The organism is Paraburkholderia sp. RL18-085-BIA-A (assembly GCF_046027075.1).
Taxonomy (GTDB): domain Bacteria; phylum Pseudomonadota; class Gammaproteobacteria; order Burkholderiales; family Burkholderiaceae; genus Paraburkholderia.
The window spans coordinates 1-17473 of the sequence record NZ_JARESU010000154.1 but is presented as its reverse complement, the minus strand read 5'-3'; the positions used below and the strand labels follow the sequence as shown (position 1 = coordinate 17473).

General features: G+C 61.8%; 15 protein-coding genes and 2 pseudogenes. 13 read left to right on the top strand and 4 right to left on the bottom strand.

The genetic code is table 11. From position 1 onward, the window contains the following. A partial coding sequence (locus tag P0D89_RS44585; RefSeq protein WP_408378617.1) for a LysR family transcriptional regulator occupies window positions 1-506 on the bottom strand: 506 nt, incomplete at its 3' end. Window positions 507-813: 307 nt separating this feature from the next. After that, window positions 814-1899, bottom strand: coding sequence for an alanine racemase (locus P0D89_RS44580; RefSeq protein ID WP_408367384.1), 1086 nt, complete (start codon window positions 1897-1899; stop codon window positions 814-816). A gap of 1675 nt (window positions 1900-3574) precedes the next feature. Here P0D89_RS44580 and P0D89_RS44575 point away from each other — a divergent pair. Further along, on the top strand, window positions 3575-4249 hold the full coding sequence (locus tag P0D89_RS44575) for a hypothetical protein (protein WP_408378615.1): 675 nt from the start codon (window positions 3575-3577) through the stop codon (window positions 4247-4249). An 86-nt stretch (window positions 4250-4335) separates the two neighbouring features. Here the strand turns inward: P0D89_RS44575 and P0D89_RS44570 are convergent, their stop codons facing one another. Beyond that, on the bottom strand, window positions 4336-4677 hold the full coding sequence (locus tag P0D89_RS44570) for a response regulator (protein ID WP_408367368.1): 342 nt from the start codon (window positions 4675-4677) through the stop codon (window positions 4336-4338). Window positions 4678-4999: 322 nt separating this feature from the next. Here P0D89_RS44570 and P0D89_RS44565 point away from each other — a divergent pair, with 322 nt between their 5' ends. Continuing rightward, window positions 5000-5185, top strand: a complete 186-nt coding sequence (locus tag P0D89_RS44565; protein ID WP_408158041.1) for a hypothetical protein — start codon at window positions 5000-5002, stop codon at window positions 5183-5185. A 380-nt stretch (window positions 5186-5565) separates the two neighbouring features. Here the strand turns inward: P0D89_RS44565 and P0D89_RS44560 are convergent. After that, window positions 5566-6517: pseudogene (locus tag P0D89_RS44560) on the bottom strand (LysR substrate-binding domain-containing protein). A gap of 157 nt (window positions 6518-6674) precedes the next feature. Here P0D89_RS44560 and P0D89_RS44555 point away from each other — a divergent pair. The 11 genes and pseudogenes from P0D89_RS44555 to P0D89_RS44505 all read left to right on the top strand — a co-directional run bounded on the left by P0D89_RS44555 (window position 6675) and on the right by P0D89_RS44505 (window position 17097). After that, on the top strand, window positions 6675-7742 hold the full coding sequence (locus P0D89_RS44555) for an ABC transporter substrate-binding protein (protein WP_408367365.1): 1068 nt from the start codon (window positions 6675-6677) through the stop codon (window positions 7740-7742). A 70-nt stretch (window positions 7743-7812) separates the two neighbouring features. Then, complete coding sequence (locus P0D89_RS44550; RefSeq protein WP_408367363.1) at window positions 7813-8892, top strand: ABC transporter ATP-binding protein; 1080 nt, start codon at window positions 7813-7815, stop codon at window positions 8890-8892. Next, the gene (locus tag P0D89_RS44545; RefSeq protein WP_408367361.1) at window positions 8879-9751 is read left to right on the top strand and encodes an ABC transporter permease; all 873 of its coding nucleotides are present in this window, start codon (window positions 8879-8881) and stop codon (window positions 9749-9751) included. The genes P0D89_RS44550 and P0D89_RS44545 overlap by 14 nt, the downstream gene beginning before the upstream one ends. A 16-nt stretch (window positions 9752-9767) precedes the next feature. Beyond that, on the top strand, window positions 9768-10565 hold the full coding sequence (locus tag P0D89_RS44540) for an ABC transporter permease (RefSeq protein ID WP_256456612.1): 798 nt from the start codon (window positions 9768-9770) through the stop codon (window positions 10563-10565). Next, entirely contained in the window at window positions 10562-11698 is a 1137-nt protein-coding gene (locus P0D89_RS44535) for an NAD(P)/FAD-dependent oxidoreductase (RefSeq protein ID WP_408367358.1), read from the top strand. Before P0D89_RS44540 ends, P0D89_RS44535 begins: the two co-directional genes overlap by 4 nt. A gap of 8 nt (window positions 11699-11706) precedes the next feature. Next, window positions 11707-12072: a (2Fe-2S)-binding protein gene (locus tag P0D89_RS44530; protein WP_408367356.1), complete on the top strand. Its 366-nt coding sequence runs from the start codon at window positions 11707-11709 to the stop codon at window positions 12070-12072. After that, window positions 12062-13468 (top strand): FAD-dependent oxidoreductase, encoded by a 1407-nt coding sequence (locus tag P0D89_RS44525; protein WP_408367354.1) that lies wholly within the window; start codon window positions 12062-12064, stop codon window positions 13466-13468. The genes P0D89_RS44530 and P0D89_RS44525 overlap by 11 nt, the downstream gene beginning before the upstream one ends. Further along, window positions 13461-14627: an NAD(P)/FAD-dependent oxidoreductase gene (locus P0D89_RS44520; protein WP_408367352.1), complete on the top strand. Its 1167-nt coding sequence runs from the start codon at window positions 13461-13463 to the stop codon at window positions 14625-14627. The genes P0D89_RS44525 and P0D89_RS44520 overlap by 8 nt, the downstream gene beginning before the upstream one ends. Window positions 14628-14705: 78 nt before the next feature. After that, entirely contained in the window at window positions 14706-15059 is a 354-nt protein-coding gene (locus P0D89_RS44515) for a RidA family protein (RefSeq protein ID WP_054041348.1), read from the top strand. A gap of 209 nt (window positions 15060-15268) precedes the next feature. Then, window positions 15269-15607, top strand: a pseudogene (locus P0D89_RS44510) (transposase); the annotation flags it as partial. Window positions 15608-16032: 425 nt separating this feature from the next. Next, window positions 16033-17097: an alpha/beta fold hydrolase gene (locus tag P0D89_RS44505; RefSeq protein ID WP_408367349.1), complete on the top strand. Its 1065-nt coding sequence runs from the start codon at window positions 16033-16035 to the stop codon at window positions 17095-17097. Window positions 17098-17473 lie beyond the last annotated feature (376 nt).

Genomic DNA, 17473 nt, shown 5'->3' with positions numbered 1-17473 from the left:
GGCGCGGCGCACAGGATACGGCGATTAGGTGCAAGGCGCCGACTGACGAGCGACGAATCGCGCAATTCGCCGATATGCACCATCAGGTCCCACATGTCGTCCGAAAAGCGCGCGGGGCGATCGGACAACATAAGGCTTGCGCTCACTTCAGGATACAGGCTGCGAAACTGAGCAATGGCCGGAGCGACGTACCGCTGCCCGAAACCGAGCGGAGCGATCACACGCAGATGCCCCGCCACTGTGCCGCGTCGCGACGCGAGTGTATCGGACAGGTTACCGATGTCATCGCAGATCCGGCGCGCGTGTACCGCAAGCAGCTCGCCCTCGTCGGTGAGCACCATGCGCCGGCCCGACCGGTCGATTAACCGCATGCCCAGCCGGTTTTCCAGAAGACGAAGTCGCTGCGTAACCGCGGGCGGTGTGACGTCGAGCTTGCGTGCGGCATCCGCCAGCGAGACAGCGCTCGTGAGTGCGATGAAAAAGTGCAGGTCCTCGGTTGAGATCATTGCCTTAAGCGTTGGCGCAGCGATCAGACGATCTTAGTCCGTGGTTTTTTTGATCGCCATTTCTTTCTCACGTCTCAATTGAGCGATTCCTGCCCAGCCGTCGTCGTCATCGCGGGCCAAGTGCCCGACACTACCGGCAGCAAGAAGATTTCCGCAAAACAGTATTGCCGCAATTCATGAGGAAGCTCACCATGGCCGCTCCCCCCTCGCGGCCGGCCGTTCGCCGGAATGCGAGTGGCTGCCGTGCTTTCCGGACGCGTTCGTTGCAACGCAAAAGAAGGCAGCCGTACTGATTCGTCGCTCGAATTCACCACCCTCGAAATCGCGGCCATTGCGCCGTGATCTCCCTTGAGCCTGTGCGGATCAACTCGTAGTGGTCGTGCTGGGCGGCGGTCGGACACGCGTGATTGGGCAGGATGCGCACCAGCGAACCAATTGGCAGTTGAGGCAGCGAGGCCGTACCGCCGGGTCGCACCGCGATAATCCCTTGCTCCTGATTGGCCTGAACCATCAGCAGGTCCGGGTAGGGCACGCCGTCGACGCTGCACACGACCCCGTAGCCCTGATCGATTCGCTGCGATGCCGTACCGCGATCCCGCGACATCGCCATCCAGCCCGCGTCGACGAGAATCCATCCCTTGTCGGGCTGGTGACCGATGACGGTCGCAAGCACGCTAAGCGCAATGTCGTCGACGGTGCACACGTCAAGACCCGCCATCACGAGATCGAAGAACACAAACACACCTGCGCGTACCTCCGTGACACCCGTCAGGTCACGCGCAAAATGCGCGGTCGGTGTCGAGCCCACACTGACCACGGGGACGGGCAGCCCCGCATCGCGGAGTACCGCCGCGCAACCGACCGCGGCCGCGCGTTCGCGTTCGGCAACCACTTCGATCTCGTCGACGCTCCTGCAGGCGTACGATTCACCCGCATGCGTCATGACGCCTCGCAACTCCGCGCCGCCTGCATGCAACGCCCGGCCGATCGCAAGAAGATTGGCGGTATCGTCGAGTCGCACGCCGGCGCGATGACCGTCCGAGTCGATCTCGATCAACGTTGGAATCGTATCGTTCGTACGGCGCGCATGCGCGGCCACCGCACGTGCGGCGTCGAGGTTGTCCACCACGAGCGACAATTCGACGCCCTGCCGGCGCAGCGCAGTCACGCGTTCAAGCTTGCTGGGCACGACGCCGACGCCGTACAGGATGTCGCGCACGCCGCCGGCGGCGAATTGTTCCGCTTCTCGCAGCGTCGATACGGTCGCCGGACCCGCTGGACAGTCCATTACGCGGCGCGCGACTTCGATCGACTTGGGCGTCTTCAGGTGTGGACGCAGCGTGACGCCAAGTCCGGCAAGGCGCCCTCGTAGCCGCGCGATGTTGCGCATCATGCGGCTCTCGTCGAGTAGCAACGCGGGCGTAGACAGATACTCGATTGAGCCACCCGGCCCGGTTTCAGTGCGCTGCCTGCTGGTGTCGCCCGGCTCACCCGGATTCGACAATTCTGTTTCTATGCTTGACATAAATCCGACTTTGGAATGAGTTGAACGCGCTTACAGAGCGACGACACTAGTCTTGATCTGCGCAAAGCCGCGAAGTCCCTGCGCACCTTTCTCGCGTACCCGGAGCGATTGAAACCGCCAAACGGCAGTTCCACCTCGCCGGCTTGCTGCGACGACGCGCACGCCGTCGCATACGACAGGACAGAGTATTGCCATTCAAAATGCCACTCGGGTTAACGTCGCTTAACTTCACCCTTAACCCGAAAATTAACGACTGGGCTTCTGGAGAGGCAGCAATCGCTTTGGTTTTGTCACGGCAAGGATAGAGCGGCGAGCGGGATCAATATGCAAAGTACTGCTTATATTGCGAGGTCGTAGAATTGTTCGGCGAAAAAAAGCAGGCGCGTCACACGTTCTCGCCGCTGACATTGTGATAGAGGTCGAAGGCTACCGCTAGAAAAGCGGGTTATTAAGACCTTAGCAATCCTGATGTACTGCGAGCTCGATCGTCCGCCGATTAGGAAGTTGACAATACCCTCCGCCGTTTATATCGTTCCGCTCATCATAGCGGACCGGATCACGTCAACAGAACCGAAGCGTTGTGGGACTAAGTAATTCTCCCTATGAAACAATAACAGGACCCTGCCGTAATTAGCTTCAGGTTAGACGCGAACATAAAGCCCTGTCGAACCTGAGAAGGCAAACGTTTTCCCAAAAACGGGGCGACCGCTCCACGCGGGGTAGACGACAGACATTCAGTGCTTCAGAACTTAGAGGGAGACGAATGTGGACACTACAAAGACCGGGGCCGCACAGCGGGAAAACATCCTGAACGCTTTGGGCGTTCGCCCCCGACTCACGCGTCGGGAATCCTGGATCGCACCGATAGAAAGCCAGCCGGAGCGTCCGGAAATACCGGCGTCGGGCCTGCAACGACTGGGAGTGCTCCTTGATCTGCCAGGGAACGATTCTGCGGAGCGCCTCGCCAGGGCATTGATGACAAACACAATAGAAGCCTCGAAGTCGCATCCTGACAGGCGGGTATGGCTTTCGTCTGGCAGATAACCGTCGTGGCAGACGCGTCGATTGGCTGCGGGTCGGCGATCGCTCATACGAGCGCGTGCGCCGCAGTCACGGGACACGTGCGATGACCACACTCACGCTCACGCTCACGATGCGTTTCATGAATTCGCGTTAGCTGCTCGAACGCTGACGCAAACGTTTGGTGAAGACCGCTCAGTCCAGATCGATCGAATATACGGCGGCCGGTTGCCCGCGAACGCTGCCGGCGTCAGGCCTTTAGCACCGGGTTCTATCAGAGCCATGTCACGTGCCGGACACAGGTCTTACCTTGGGCCGATTCAACTGATAAGCAGCATCGCTGATAAACCGGAACACGCCACTTTCACAGCGGCGATCACGTAAAGCTTGAGCCTTTCGTTTCTCGAACGCAGCCCCCAATAGATGCATTACACGATTGCCCAAGTTTGCTTCCTAATCAGACGCGGCCACGGCGACGCTCGTGCGTGCCTACGGCTATCGCTTTCGTCACGGAGACGAGGACATGGATAAACCGAAGGTGTGTAACCGTTGGTGCAGACTGTCGGCCACCCTTTGGGTGCTTACGACGAACGTTGACGCCCAGGAGATATTCGTCCAGGCTGGCACACAGGGGCCGGGCATAGGCGGAGCGATCGCTGTCACGCAGATGATGGGTCTGCGTGCGGACTTCAATGCGATCAGCTTGCATCACGATTTCACCATCTCAGGAATCAGATACAAGGATGATCTGGATCTTCGTCAAGGCGGCTTGTATCTCGACCTGTTTCCGCTTCACGCCACCGGTTTTCGCATAACGGCCGGCGTGCACTTCAACGACGATCATCTGACGGGGACTTCGGTTCCGACCAATGGCACTTATGTGTTCTACGGGAAGCAGTATCCGGCACTTCCCGGAGAATACGCCGTCGCCGAAGCCCGCTACCCGCGCGTGATGCCTTACTTTGGCATTGGCTACGGGCATCATCCGCAGGCGAAAGGCTTCGGGTTTATCGCAGACGTGGGGGTCGCCTATGGCATCCCCGAGGTTTCCTACACACTCTCGCCGACTCTGATTCAGAGGACCGGTCCAGCGATGAGTCAACAAATCGCGAGCGAGGGGCTGAATGAACTGAGGTCCAAGGTTTCGCCGTACCGCTGGTATCCGGTGGTGCAAATCGGCGTGTCATATCGCTTTTGACGCGTGACAGGTCGCGCATTGTATGCGAGCTATCGCCCAGCTTCGGCTTGCCGATCATTTGCTTGGCCGAGATCCGTTACCCGGCTTCAGCCTCGCTGCCGGCGCGTGTGCAAGCGACCCGTGACCTGCATGAGTGCCTCGCAGGAGAACGGCTTCTGCAAATAGACATCGAAGAGCCGGGCAGTGTCTCCCTGACTGACAGCGTGTCCCGTCATTGAAACGAGGAAAGCCGCGGAGCGAATCGGCGTTTCCCTCAGTGACCATGCGACAGCACTGCCTTTTATGTCGGGCAGGTTCTCGTCAAGGAAAGTGATTTCAAAAGCGCCGGTACGAAGGAGCCTGAGCGCAGTTTCGCCATCGTAGGCCACAGCAGCATGGTGGCCATAGCAGTCCAGCAGGAAAGCGAGACTGTCCGCGACAGACTTCATTGTCGTCAGGCTTCGATCGGATTCTAAGCCTCGAGGACATCGTACAAACACGGGATACGTAGGCGGACCGCATGTGTCGCGATCTAACCCACACCGCCAGACGGAGAGTTGGATCCGAGCCACCGGCCGCAGCGCGCACGTCTGTCTACCGATTCGCACTGGTCGCCATTAAAAATCCAATATTTTCAACTAGTTGTGTGATCGCTTACCGCGGCGCCACCGTTTGGCGCGCACTTTGCTTTGATCCTCATCGAGGAGTGGCGACACCCTCAAAACAGGCTCTGACATTCCTGACTGACTAATTTACTCTTGGAGAATCGAAATGAACACGCTGGTAATCAAAGACCTCCCCGTAGCCGTTGAGATGGATCGTACTGCAATGACCGCCGTCAGCGGCGGCAGGTTGCCGCAACAGATCGTGAACATCATCCAGGCCGTTGCCGACTATGCAAATGACGCTCCTACCCAGCACAGTTTTACTGGCAGTGGGGCTTCTGTGACGTACTAACAGAAACACGGTGATGTCGTAGCTCAAGGCCCCGCCAACGAGGGGCCTCTTTGAATTCGCTTCCGGTGACTTTATCTGCGCTGCCCCGATACCGACCGTTCCGCCTCAACTCGACGGGTTGTTGTGAGCGTGAGCATTCTTTCTGAGGGCACTACGACCGTTTTCCTGTTCACGATCGATGAGGTACCAGGCTTCCGGTTCCTCATCAAGCGACTATTCGACTTAGCCGCCGCTGGCCGGTCGCCACACCGACGTCTGTGCAGGCGACATTCGAATGTCTATGCGATAGCGCTCGCCGACGTCCACAACTGGCCGATCCCTGCCCTACGGCCCCCACCACAAGACCAGAATACGCCGCCGCCAATTCGAAACGTTTCCCGTCACGCCCCGGCCCGAGAGCGCGCTCGTGCGCGGGCCGCCGTACTCCGAACCGGCGCAACGACCTCTGCAAGCAATTCCTCGTGCAGCCCCCGCAACACTTCGACAAAAGCTGACGCGAGCCGCTCTCGTGGGCGGTGCGGAGGAAAAAGCAGATAAGTCGGAAAGAGTGTGGCCGGTAGAAATGGGCGAATTGCGATATCAGGTCCGGCGAAGTCGCGTGCGACGATGGGATGCGCAAGCGTCACGCCCATCCCATGCCGAACCATCTCGCAGCACATCGCAGTGTATTGCGCCTCGATCGCCAGGACGCGCTGCACGCCGGCGCGCTGGAACACTTCGTCCATCAGCGCGCGCGTGCCATCGCCGTGACACAGCGAGATGAACGACTCACCCTCCAGATCCTCCGGCTTGATGCTGCGCTTTCCCGCCAGCCGATGTTCCGCCGGCATCACGCAAACGGCAGCCACCTTCGACAACTGCTCGACCTCGCAATCCGACGCCTCGCTGACGTACACCGCCACACCCAGATCGCAGAACTGCGAAGCAGTCCAATGATTGACCGTGCCAGACGTATTCACATGCAGCGATACGGTGACTTCCGGAAATAGCTCGACAAACCGCTTGATCGCGTGCGGCACCAGCGTTGCCCGCCGATGGCATGGCGGCAATGCGCAAACGGCCGCTGCCGAGATTGCGAATCTGCGCCGCGGCATTGGCCAAACCCTGCAAGCCGACGAATGCGCGTTCGACTTCGCGAAAGAACGCCTCGCCCTCGCTGGTCGGAATCAGCCGCACGCCGCTGCGCTGAAAGAGCTGCAAGCCCGTATCGCGCTCCAGTTGGGCGATCAGCCGACTCACATTCGGCTGCGACGTGAAGAGCGCCTTGGCCGCGGCGGTCATCGACCCCGACACCATCACCGCGCGAAACGCCTCGATGTGCTTGAGATTCATCCGTATTCTCCCTTAGACGACCACCCCTAACCCATATCACCCATGCATAGATAGGTATTTTATTCGTATTGGACGACATGATTAGGCAGCGCGACACTGCATTCTAACGACGGGCGACCAAGCCCGCCTCCCCACACCGGAACTGGAGATCCTCGTCATGAGAAGAGCGTTGCATCGCCGTCTGTCCGCCCCGTCGCGCGCCGCCATCGCGGCCGTTTGCTTCGCTTCCGTCCTCGCCGCCCCGCTCTTCGCGCAGGCCGAGACCACGCTCTACGTGGCCAACGTCGGCGGCTCGAACGAACTGGTCTACCGGCAAAAGATCATTCCGCGGTTTGAAAAGGCGCATAACGTCAAGATCGTCTACGTGGCGGGGAATTCGAGCGACACGCTCGCCAAGCTCCAGGCGCAGAAAGGCCATCAGCAGATCAACGTGGCGGTGATGGACGACGGCCCCATGTATCAGGCGATGCAACTCAACCTGTGCGCGAAGCTCGACGACGCGCCCGTGATGAAAGACGTCTATCCGCTCGCCAAACTCGGCCCGACCTCGATCGGCGTCGGCATGGTGGCGACCGGAATCGGCTACAACGAAGAGGCGTTCAAGAAAGCCGGCCTGCCGCCGCCCGACTCGTGGAAGGCGCTCACCGACAGCCACCTCAAGGGCAAGCTGGGCGTGCCGCCGATCACCAACACCTACGGCCTGCATACGCTCGTGATGCTTGCGCGCCTCTCCGGCGGCGGCGAAAAGAATATCGATCCTGGCTTCGCCGCGATGACGAAGGAAGTCGCGCCGAACGTGCTCTCCTGGGCGCCGACGCCCGGCGAGATGGACGGTCAGATGCAAGCCGGCGACGTGATCCTTGCGCCTTATGGTAGCGGCCGCGCCGTGGCGCTCCAGAACACCGGCTTTCCGCTCAAGTTCATCTACCCGAAGGAAGGCGCGGTCGCGTTGCAGGTGGCGGCATGCGTTGTCGCGGAGAACGCGCAGCCGCAGTTGTCGCAGCAGTTCGTGCAGTACCTGTTGAGCCCGGAAGTGCAGGTGTTGCAGGCGCAAGGCATCGGCCTCGGTCCGGTCAACAAGACGGTGAAGCTCACACCTGACATCGCCGCGCGCGTGCCCTATGGCCCGGAGCAGGTCTCGAAGCTGACCGCAATGGACTGGGCCACGATCAACCAGCATCGCACCGAGTGGACGGAGCGCTGGAACCGTTCGGTCGAACGCTGATGTACGTCACAGCCGTCTGTGACTGCCAAGTTCTTCGCGCGGCGCGCGATCTGATGAAGGAGCGAGGCGTATGGCCTTTTTGACTCTGCAAGGCATTTCGAAGCGCTACGGCGATTTCACCGCCATCGAGCAGCTCGATCTGGCCGTCGAACGTGGGGAACTGCTCGCGCTGCTCGGCCCGTCCGGATGCGGCAAGACGACCACCCTGCAGATGGTCGCGGGCTTCGTCACACCGACCACGGGCCGGATTCTGCTCGATGGCCGCGACATCACCCAGGAACGCCCGGAAAAGCGTGGCGTTGGCGTGGTGTTTCAAAGCTACGCGCTGTTTCCTCACATGACAGTCGCCGGCAACGTCGGCTTCGGGCTGGAGATGCGCAAGGTGAAGCGCAAGGAGCGCGACGAGCGCGTGGCCGAAGCGCTCTCGCTCGTGCGCCTCAATGGCCTTGGCCACCGCTATCCGAAGGAACTGTCTGGCGGTCAGCGGCAGCGCGTCGCGATAGCGCGGGCCATCGCGATGCAGCCCGAACTCCTGTTGCTCGACGAACCGATGTCGAACCTCGACGCGAAGCTGCGCGAGGAAATGCACATCGAACTGCGCGCCATCCAGAAGCGCCTCGGCATCACGACGATTCTCGTCACGCACGATCAGGTGGAGGCGATGACCATGAGCGATCGCATTGCCGTGATGCATCGCGGCGCGATTGCGCAACTGAGCACGCCCTACGACGCGTACGAACGGCCCGCCACGCCGTTCGCCTCCACCTTCCTCGGCCGCACCAACGCGTTTCCCGGCGAAGTGCTGCGCCGCAATCCGCGTTGCGCGGAAGTCGCGGTGGCCGGCACCACGCTGCATGTTCCGCACGAGGGCCGTCAGGTGGATGGATCGGTGAACGTCTATATCCGCCCGGAAAAGGTTCATCTGGCGAATGGCGACGCCCGTGTGCGCGGCCGTATCGCGACGCGGGTCTTCGTCGGCAATCAGTGGCTGCTGGAAGTGGAGACTGAACTCGGCAAGCTGCGCGTGGCGCAGCCGAACCTCGGCGCGCCGCCGCCCGAGGAAGGTCACGAAGTGGGTCTCGCATGGACCGACGACGACCTGCGCGTACTCACGCAAGACCATCGGGAGAGCGCTCATGGCCACGCTTGAAGACGGCCGCCCCGGCGCGGCGCCGTGGCTGCTGTCGGGGCCCGCCCTGCTGCTGTTCGTCGGCCTGCTGCTGGTGCCGCTGCTGCTCACGCTGATGCTGTCGTTCCGCGTGTTCAGCGACACGGCCGGCGTCACCTCCGCCTATACGCTCACGAACTACTGGGAAGTGGTCAGCGATCCCTACTACGGCACGATCTTCCTGCGCACTGCCGGTCTCGCGTTCGCCGTCACGCTGCTTTCGATCGTGCTCGGCGTGCCGGAGACCATCGTGCTCGCGCGCATGAAGCGTCCATGGCAGTCGTTGTGTCTGTTGATCGTGCTTGGCCCGCTGTTGATTTCCGTGGTGGTGCGCACGCTCGGCTGGCAAGTCCTGCTCGGCAATAACGGCGTGCTGAACAATCTGCTTCAGTCGCTGCATATCACGAGCGAACCGATCCGTCTCGTCTTCACGATGACGGGCATGATCATCGCGCTCACTCACGTGCTAGTGCCGTTCATGGTGATGTCGGTGTGGGCGACCATGCAGAAGCTCGATCCCCAAGTGGAATGGGCCGGCCGCTCGCTCGGCGGCTCGCCATTCGCGGTGTTCCGCCGCGTGGTGCTGCCGCAGATCATGCCGGGCGTGCTGTCGGGCTCGATCATCGTGTTTGCGCTCTCGGCTTCGGCTTTCGCGACGCCAGCGCTGATCGGCGGACGTCGATTGAAAGTGGTCGCCACCGCCGCTTACGACGAATTCCTCGGCACGCTCAACTGGCCGCTCGGCGCGAGCATCGCCGTGCTGCTGCTGATCGCCAACGTGGCGATCGTGATGGGCTGCAGCCGTCTCGCAGAACGCCGTTTCCGGCATATCTTCGACTGAGCGAGGGGGAGCGAACATGAAACAGAACGGCATTCTCGGGCTCGTGTACAACGCGTTCTTTCTCACCTTCATCATCGCGCCGCTCGCGGCGGTAATGCTCGTGGCCTTCACCGATAAAGGCTATATCTCGATGCCTTTCGATGGCGCGTCGCTACGCTGGTTCCGCGCGATCCTGGAGAACGACGACATCGTCTCGGCATTCTGGCTCTCGGTGCGGCTCGCGTTCGCTTCGGCGACCATCGGCGTGGTTCTCGCAGTGCCCGCCGCGCTCGCCATTGCGCGGTATCGCTTTCCCGGCCGCGCCGCGCTCACGAGCTTCTTCCTCTCACCGATGATGATTCCCGCCGTCGTGCTCGGCATCGCGTTCCTGCGCTTTCTGTCGCTGCTGCATCTGTCGGGATCGTTCTGGTCGCTGGTTTGCGCGCACGTGATCATCGTGCTGCCGTACGCGTTGCGGCTCGCGTTGTCGTCCGCTGTCGGACTGGATCGCGATGCGGAGCGCGCCGCGCTCTCGTGTGGCGCCAGCCGGTTCACCGCGTTTCGCCGCGTGGTGCTGCCGATGATCCGCACCGGCGTGGCGGGCGGCTGGGTGCTCTCGTTCATCCAGAGTTTCGACGAACTCACGATGACCATCTTCGTTGCGACGCCCGGCACCACCACGCTGCCCGTCGCCATGTACAACCAGATCGCGCAGACGATCGATCCGCTGGTCGCTTCGGTGTCGGCGGTGTTGATCGTCGGCACTGTCCTCCTGATGATCCTGCTCGATCGTATGGTTGGACTCGATCGCATTCTGATCGGAGAAGCCCGATGACATCGACAAGCAGCGTCCGCCCCGACGTGCTCGTGCTCGGCGGCGGACTCGTCGGTTCCGCCGTGGCCTACGGACTCGCCCGCGAAGGCGCGCGCGTGACCGTGCTCGACGAGGACGACGGCGGCTTGCGCGCCTCGCGCGGCAACTTCGGCCTCGTCTGGATTCAGGGCAAGGGCTACGGCCTGTCGCCCTACGCGCGCTGGTCGCGCAGTTCGGCCACGCGCTGGTCCCTGCTCGCCGAAGCGCTGCTCAAGGAAACCGGCGTGGATGTCGCGTTGCGTCAGCCAGGCGGCTTCCACTTCTGCTTCAACGACGACGAACTCGCCGAACGCGAGAAACGCCTCTCCACGCTGCAAGACGAACTCGGCGATTACCCGTATCAGATGCTCGATGCCGCCGAAGTCCGCGCGCGCATTCCGCAGATCGGCCCCGATGTGATTGGCGCGAGTTATACGCCGATGGACGGTCACGTGAATCCGCTCAAGCTCCTGCGCGGACTGCACACCGCGATGCAGGCACGTGGCGTGCGGCTCGTCTCAGGTGAACGCGCGGAGCGCATCGAACCGCAAGGCAATGGCTTCATCGTGCATGGCACACGCGGCACGTATCGCGCGGCGCGAGTGGTTCTCGCCGCTGGCCTCGGCAATCGCGCGCTCGCGCCATTCGTCGGACTGAATGCGCCGGTCGCGCCCAATCGGGGACAGGTGCTGGTGAGCGAGCGCGTGACGCAGTTTCTCGACTATCCAACGCTCAACGTGCGACAGACCGACGAGGGCACCGTGCAGTTCGGCGATTCGATGGAGGAAGTCGGCTTCAACGACTTCACCACCACGCACGTGCTGGCCGACATCGCCCGACGCGGCGTGCGCGCATTCCCGCTGTTGCAGCACGTGCGGCTCGTGCGCATGTGGGCCGCATTGCGCGTCTACAGCCCCGACGGCTTCCCGATCTACGACCAGTCCGTAAAGCATCCCGGCGCGTTCGTCGTGACGTGTCATAGCGGCGTGACGCTCGCGGCGGCGCACGCTTTGCGCGTGGCGCCGTGGATCATGGGCACACCGATGCCAGAGGAACTGCCCAATTTTTCCGCGCGCCGCTTCGAGCACGCCCGAGAACTGACTCCCGTTCACTGACCATCGATATGACTTCGCAATCGACCCACACCCTGTTCAAGCCGCTCGCGGGCGCGCAAGGCGCAGCCGCCACGAACGTCGACATCTGGTTCAACGATCAGCCGCTCACCGTGCCCGGCGGCCGGTCCGTCGCGGCCGCCCTGCTCGCGTCGGGCGTCTCGCGCTTTCGTGCGACGCCCGTGTCCGGCGCACCGCGCGCGCCCTACTGCATGATGGGCGCGTGCTTCGAATGCCTCGTCGAAATAGACGGCGTGCCGAGCCGCCAGAGCTGCATGGTGGAAGTGAAGGCCGGCATGCGGATTCGCTCGCAGGAAGGCGCGCGCGACCTGCCGCCCGTGACTGACGCACCGCTGGAGAACATACATGGCCGCTGATTTCGGTTCTGAAACTGTCGACGTCGTTGTGGTTGGCGCCGGTCCCGCAGGCATGAACGCGGCGATGCGCACCGCGCGCGCAGGCCTCAAAACCGTATTGATCGACGAACAGGACGCCGTGGGCGGCCAGATCTATCGCGGCATTGGCCGCGCCGACGCGCGTCGAAAGGAAATTCTCGGTCCGGACTACGCAGCGGGTGCCGCCGCTGCCGACGCGTTCGCCGCTTCCGGCGCGCGCCACGTGACCAACGCGAGCGTGTGGCAAGTCACGCGCGAGCGCGGCGTCAACTATCTGAAGGACGGCAAGATTGGCAGCTTCGACGCACAGCGCGTGATCCTCGCGAGCGGCGCGTTGGAGCGGCCCTTTCCGATTCCCGGCTGGACGCTGCCCGGCGTGCTGACCGCGGGGGCGGCGCAGATTCTCCTGAAAAGCGCGGGCGAAGTGCCCGCCGCGCCGCCCGTGCTGGCGGGCTGCGGCCCCCTGCTCTATCTGCTGGGCTGGCAATACGTGCGCGCCGGCGTGCCGATTCGCGCGCTGGTCGACACCACGCGTCATGAAGATCGCTGGCGTGCCAAGCGTCATGTGTTTGCGGCGCTGCGCGCGTGGCCGTTCCTCTCCAAAGGCTTGCAACTGATCCGCACGCTGCGCGAAGCCGGCGTGCCGATCTTCGAGGCGGCGGACGATCTGCGTGTGGAAGGGCGCATCGGCACGGATCACGTCGAGCGTGCCGCCGCGCTTCACTTCACGACCCAAGGCACGGCGCATCGCATTGAAGCCGACGTGATCTTGCTGCACCAGGGCGTCGTGCCGAACACGCAATTCACGCAGGCGCTGCGCGCCACGCACCACTGGGACAACGGGCAACTCTGCTTTACGCCGCAAGTCGATGCGTGGGGCGAACTCGACGTGCCGGGCATCTTCGTGGCGGGCGATGGCGCGGGGATCGGCGGCGCGCAGGCCGCGGCGTTGCAGGGGTCGCTCGCGGGGCTCGCGGCCTCCGCGCAACTGGACGCCATCACCGCCTCGCTTCGCGATACCGAGGCCACTCAGCATCGCCGCGCGCTCGCCGACGTCATGCGCATCCGGCCGTTTCTGGACAGCCTCTATCGTCCGCGCGACATCAACCGCATTCCGCGCGACGAGACCATTGTGTGCCGTTGCGAGGAGGTCACCGCGGGCGAGTTGCGCAAGTTCGTCGAGCTGGGCTGTGTGGGACCGAATCAGGCGAAGTCTTTCGGACGCTGCGGAATGGGACCGTGCCAGGGCCGCATGTGCGGTCTCACGGTGACGGAAGTGATCGCCCAGGCGCGCCGCGTCTCGCCCGCCGAAGTGGGCTATTACCGCATCCGTCCGCCGATCAAGCCGCTCACGCTCGGAGAACTCGCCGGTGAATGACACCACCAACCTTCACGAAGCCGATGTCCTTGTAGTGGGCGGTGGACTGCACGGCACCAGCAGCGCGTTCCACATGGCGCGGCGTGGCGCGAAGGTGATCGTGCTCGAAGCCGACTACGTCGCGCGTCATTCGTCGGGCGTGAACGCGGGCGGCGTGCGCACGCTGGGCCGCCCGTTGCCCGAGATTCCGCTCGCGTTGATGTCGCGCGAAATCTGGCATCGTATGAGTGATCTGCTCTGCGAGGATGTGGGCTTCGCCCCGTCCGGCCAGCTGAAAATTGCCGAAACCGATGACGAACTCGAAGCGTGCCGCCAGCGCGTCGCGTTGCTCGAATCGCATGGATACACGCACGAGAAAGTGATCGACCGCGAGTCCATACTGGAACTCGAGCCAGCGCTCGCGCGGCACGTGACGGGCGGCATCTGGGTGGAGCGCGACGGCTTCGCACTGCCCTATCGGACAACGACCGCCTTCCGGCTCGCCGCGCAAAGACTGGGCGCGCGCTTTCTGGAAGGCACGCCGGTGCGCCGCATCGAACAGCGCGGCACGCGGTGGTTTGCGGTGACATCGCGTGGCACATTCAGCGCGGAAAACCTGTTGGTCACCGCGGGCGCGTGGTCCGGCGAACTCACGAAGCAGGTGGGTGAACCGGTTCCGGTGCACCCCGAAGGTTTGATGCTGATGGTCACGCATCGTGTCGCGCCCTTCTGTCGCGCGACGCTTGGCGCAACGGGCAGGCCGCTGTCGTTCAAGCAATTCGACAACGGCACGGTGGTGATCGGCGGCAAACTGATCGGTATCGCGGACCTCGCGAATCGTCACGGCGAAGTGGATTTCGTCCGCCTCGTGCGCAGCGCGCGAACCGTGACCGATCTGTTTCCGCACCTGCGCAATCTCGGTGTAAATCGCGCGTGGGCCGGCGTCGAAGCCTTCACCGAGGATGAATTGCCGGTGATCTCCGCGAGCCGCAAGGCGTCGAATCTGTATTACTCGTTTGGCTATTGCGGCAGTGGCTTTCAGTTGGGGCCGGGCTGCGGCAAGCTCGTGTCCGAACTGATACTCGACGGCGCGCCATCGATCCCGCTCGATGCGTTCGCTATAGATCGCTTCGGCCGCGACTCGTCGTTTTCACGCACTGCGCAACTGGTCGCGCACTAATCGCTTTCTTTTTTTTCTCCGTCACGCGCGTTGAGTCGGCGCGCGACGGTTTCGTTCGACTTCACTGGAGAGATGTTCATGACCGATATCGTTCGTATCGAAACCAATCAGCGTATGAGCCGCGTCGTCAAAGCCGGTGGGCTCGTGTTCGTTGGCGGCCAGACGTCGGCCGATCACGCACCCGACGTGAAGGTTCAGACCGCGAAAGTACTGGAGAAGATCGACGGTTTTCTGGAGAAAGCTGGCATCGACAGGACGCGTCTGGTTTCCGCGCAGGTCTGGCTTTCGGACATTAGCCGCGATTTCGCCGGTATGAACGAAGTATGGGACGCATGGGTTCCACAAGGCTGCGCACCAACACGCGCGACAGTGCAGGCGAAATTGGCCGCGCCCGAGTTGCTTGTCGAGATTGCTGTCGTGGCGCTTGCTTGAGGTGCGCTGTTAGTGCCTCAGGCTGGTTCGGCTCTTCGCTGGTCGACGGGCCTACGGAAATGTTGGAAGCGAGTTCCGCAGGTGAGCGCGCCGGTGAGTGCATTGAGTGGCCGGCTGGCTGCTCAATGCGTTTGTGTGCAGTCGACCCAGCCTGTGTGAAAACACATTGATCGCCTAAACTGAATCAACGCGTTGAGACCGGGTGACTCATGAAGCGATTCGTTGAAGGCAATGACCGCAAACAGGTCGCACTACTTCCCGAATGCGTCGATGACTACATTGGACAGGATAATCCGGTGAGAGTCATTGATGTTTTTGTCGACGAACTGGAGCTTGCAGAACTCGGATTCAACGGTACTACGCCGGCTCTCACGGGTCGCCCGGCCTACCCAGGCGTACTGCTCAAGATCTATATCTACGGATACTTGAATCGAATACCTTCCAGCCGGCGTCTTGAACGCGAATGTCAGCGCAATGTCGAGTTGATGTGGCTGACGGGACGGCTGTCTCCGGACTTCAAGACGATCGCTGACTTTCGCCGTGACAGCTTGAGAATACAAGGACCCCATTGAAAAGGATCGCCGATGCGTCCGGGTTCAATGACCCCCGATCGCATGCGAAAGGCGTTTCAACGCCGACTGGGTACGTCTCCCTTGCAGTATCGCCAAAAGTTCCGCGCACCTAGTCCTTAACCACGCTCGCGATCGTTAAAAGCGTTTCAACGTAAGTCAACTGACGAATCCTGGAGGACCAGCGTACATCGAGGTCGCCTGGTCAGGCTGGACACGAGACTGGACGCCAATCGCTGCCGTCACCCTTGATTCGGAGCGCAAGTCAGTCGCAACGTGCGGCGATGGACGAACCGTCGTTATGAATGGGATCGCATGCGCCGATGTTCGCCAAAGCGGTCGATTAAAAAATTCCTTAGAATGGCATGAGTCCGAGCGTTCAATCCGAAACCGAGGTTTAATCGATGCGCTTTTTCACCGTTGTTCGCAGTACCTGTTTTTCCGTTCTCTTTGCGTTACTCCCTTCTCTTGCCTCGGCCCAAAGTTATCCCGCTCCGCGTGAAGGTGACTGGATCGCACCGAGCTTTACGTTCCATACGGGCGATACGCTGAACGCTGTTCGCCTTCACTACCTGACCATTGGCGACCCTGCTAACCCGGCGGTTCTCGTCCTTCATGGCACGAACCAACCCGCGGCGAGCATGTTGACGCCGAACTTTGCCGGCAAGCTGTTTGGACGCGGGCAGCCGCTCGATGCGACGAAGTACTTCATCATCCTGCCCGAAGGAATCGGCATTGGGAAATCCGCCAAGCCATCCGATGGTCTACGCGCGCATTTTCCTCAGTATGACTACGACGATATGGTATCCGCCCAATATCGCATGGTCACGGAAGGACTCGGCATTCGTCATCTTCGCCTTGTCCTCGGTTACTCCTTGGGAGGAATGCAGACCTGGCTTTGGGGCGAAAAGTATCCGGACATGATGGATGCGCTCGTTCCGATGGCGTCCCAACCTATCGAGATGTCCGCGCGCAACTGGATGATGCGTCGCATGCTCGTCGAGTCGATCAGGCAGGATCCGGCATGGAACCATGGCGACTATACGGTGCAGCCCCCGTCGTTACGCCTCGCCAGCACGATGTTTGCGATCGCAACCAGCGGGGGCACGCTTGCTTACCAGACGTTGGGTCCGACGCGTGCGAAAGCCGACAAGATGGTCGACGACATGCTGGCGGCGCCCAAAGGCGATGCCAACGATGTCATGTATCAATGGGCTGCAGCCGCCGATTACAACCCCGTACCAGGATTGCCCCGAATTCAGGCGCCTTTACTGGCCATTAACTCCGCGGATGACGAGCGTAACCCGCCGGACACCGGCACGATGCAGACGGCGCTTCACCAATTGAAGCACGCCCGCTTGTTGTTGATTCCAGCCAGCACCGAAACCCGAGGACACGCGACGCTAGTCAACGCGACGTTCTACGCAGAGCAGCTAGGTGCATTCATGAAAGCGACGGCCCCTCACTGACTGCGCCGTTCATGCTCGCCCTCATTGGCATGTCATGGACCGGAAGAAAGCGAGGAGCCATCGTTCACCTGCGTTGGGGCATACGCTATCTGTCGTTCGGCTATATGATTATCAAAGCCATTAGACCTACCTTGACCCGATCTCAGCAACAGCACGATGTGCATCGGGCCGGGTTCGGCCACAAGCAGTCCTTTGCGCTCGCATGACGAACGTCTCTTGATGCATGGCGGCATTCTGCAATCCGGCAATGAAACAACGCGAGCCCGCCCCTGCAGCACTAGCGCCCGGACCGCAGCCAGACAGGCTGGCGCGCGCCAGAGATCTGATAACCGAAGCGGCTCACCGCTTCAATCTGAACATGGGGGAATCGTTGCGT

What these genes read in the sequence shown, in the direction of transcription:
- P0D89_RS44580 (WP_408367384.1), bottom strand. Translation starts at nt 1,899, where the DNA reads ATGATGCGCAACATCGCGCGGCTACGAGGGCGCCTTGCCGGACTTGGC.
- P0D89_RS44575 (WP_408378615.1), top strand. Translation starts at nt 3,575, where the DNA reads ATGGATAAACCGAAGGTGTGTAACCGTTGGTGCAGACTGTCGGCCACC.
- P0D89_RS44570 (WP_408367368.1), bottom strand. Translation starts at nt 4,677, where the DNA reads ATGAAGTCTGTCGCGGACAGTCTCGCTTTCCTGCTGGACTGCTATGGC.
- P0D89_RS44565 (WP_408158041.1), top strand. Translation starts at nt 5,000, where the DNA reads ATGAACACGCTGGTAATCAAAGACCTCCCCGTAGCCGTTGAGATGGAT.
- P0D89_RS44555 (WP_408367365.1), top strand. Translation starts at nt 6,675, where the DNA reads ATGAGAAGAGCGTTGCATCGCCGTCTGTCCGCCCCGTCGCGCGCCGCC.
- P0D89_RS44550 (WP_408367363.1), top strand. Translation starts at nt 7,813, where the DNA reads ATGGCCTTTTTGACTCTGCAAGGCATTTCGAAGCGCTACGGCGATTTC.
- P0D89_RS44545 (WP_408367361.1), top strand. Translation starts at nt 8,879, where the DNA reads ATGGCCACGCTTGAAGACGGCCGCCCCGGCGCGGCGCCGTGGCTGCTG.
- P0D89_RS44540 (WP_256456612.1), top strand. Translation starts at nt 9,768, where the DNA reads ATGAAACAGAACGGCATTCTCGGGCTCGTGTACAACGCGTTCTTTCTC.
- P0D89_RS44535 (WP_408367358.1), top strand. Translation starts at nt 10,562, where the DNA reads ATGACATCGACAAGCAGCGTCCGCCCCGACGTGCTCGTGCTCGGCGGC.
- P0D89_RS44530 (WP_408367356.1), top strand. Translation starts at nt 11,707, where the DNA reads ATGACTTCGCAATCGACCCACACCCTGTTCAAGCCGCTCGCGGGCGCG.
- P0D89_RS44525 (WP_408367354.1), top strand. Translation starts at nt 12,062, where the DNA reads ATGGCCGCTGATTTCGGTTCTGAAACTGTCGACGTCGTTGTGGTTGGC.
- P0D89_RS44515 (WP_054041348.1), top strand. Translation starts at nt 14,706, where the DNA reads ATGACCGATATCGTTCGTATCGAAACCAATCAGCGTATGAGCCGCGTC.
- P0D89_RS44505 (WP_408367349.1), top strand. Translation starts at nt 16,033, where the DNA reads ATGCGCTTTTTCACCGTTGTTCGCAGTACCTGTTTTTCCGTTCTCTTT.